This is a genomic window from Verrucosispora sp. SN26_14.1, assembly GCF_004307965.1.
In the GTDB taxonomy this organism is placed as follows: domain Bacteria; phylum Actinomycetota; class Actinomycetes; order Mycobacteriales; family Micromonosporaceae; genus Micromonospora.
On sequence record NZ_SISL01000819.1, the window covers coordinates 1 to 1,118 of the forward strand.

Annotated in this window: 2 protein-coding genes and 1 pseudogene; 1 reads left to right on the forward strand and 2 read right to left on the reverse strand. The window is 72.3% G+C overall.

Annotated elements, in window-relative coordinates; genetic code table 11:
* Positions 1–197 (reverse strand): annotated as a pseudogene (locus EYA84_RS32170) (hypothetical protein); the annotation flags it as partial.
* 135 nt (positions 198–332) lie between these two features.
* Complete coding sequence (locus tag EYA84_RS32175) at positions 333–560, reverse strand: helix-turn-helix domain-containing protein (protein WP_131057891.1); 228 nt, start codon at positions 558–560, stop codon at positions 333–335.
* A 202-nt stretch (positions 561–762) separates the two neighbouring features.
* Here EYA84_RS32175 and EYA84_RS32180 point away from each other — a divergent pair.
* Positions 763–1,118: DUF6912 family protein (locus tag EYA84_RS32180; RefSeq protein ID WP_131057892.1), on the forward strand; the 356-nt coding region annotated here is incomplete at its 3' end.

The window sequence follows — 1,118 nt, forward strand, 5'->3', positions numbered from 1 at the left end:
CGGCGGGTGGGCGGCCGGGCGGGCTCACGCCGGACGGGCCACGGCCCGGCCCCGGCGAAGAGGTCGAGGGCGAGCTGGCCGTGCACCGGGACGGGCCAGCCGGTGGCGTCCTCGTCCAGGAACGGCGGGTCGAACGCGGGGGCGGGTCGCAGCCGCACGGGAGGGCGGGGCGGCCCGGGTCGCCGGAGGTCGGTCATCGCACTGCGCCTCGCCTCGGGATGTCAGCGGTGGATGTCAGCGGTCGTTGGTTGCGTTTGCCTTCGTTTGCCTTCGACAGCTTCCATCTTCGGCCATGGATCAGGACCGGTCAATGGCGCGGCGGGATCGGGTGGCTACTCCGGGTCGCGATCGGCGAGCGGATTGCCCCGGACCCACTCGGCGGTCTCCGCGTACTTGTGCTGGATGTACTCCTCCAGCCGGGCACGCTCCACCCGCCACTGGCCGCGACCGCCGATCTTGATCGCGGGTAGCTCGCCGCTGCGTACCATGTGGTAGACCTGCGAGTCCGACACGTTCAGCTCGGTGGCCACGTCGGACAGGAGCAGGAACCTCGGCTCCACGGAGACTCCCCGGGTTGGCGTCGTTTGCCTCAGTTTGCCATTGTCTACCTGGTCCAGCCCAGCCACTGCGCCGCGCGTCGGCCGACGACCCGGACACGCCCGACCGGCGCGGAACTTCCACCAGAGCGGGTACGGGTGTATGACGGTCTGGGCGTACGGCGAGACCGGCGGAGGCCGGTTCACGAGAGCGGGGAGACCACCGGTGACCGACGAGCTAGTGCGGGTCTACGTGCCGGCGACCGTACCGATGCTGGCCAGGCTCTCCGAGGACGGCCTCGGGGCGGCGCAGGCGCATGCGGTGACGCCGATGTTGCGCGAGTGGTACGCCGAGGGCGACGAGGAGGAGTTGGAGTACGTCGCCTTCACCCGGGCCGCCCAGGACGCCCTGCAACTGATCCGGCACGACCCCGCCGCTCCGCGTCGCCGGGTCGTGGTCTCGGTGGATCTGCCCGCGCGGGCGGTCGGGCGGGGCGACGGCGAGCTCGGGTCGAGCGTGGTCGAGCTGGGTGGCGCGGTGCCGGCCGCCGCGGTGGCCCACAACGGGATGACCGGCGTCGA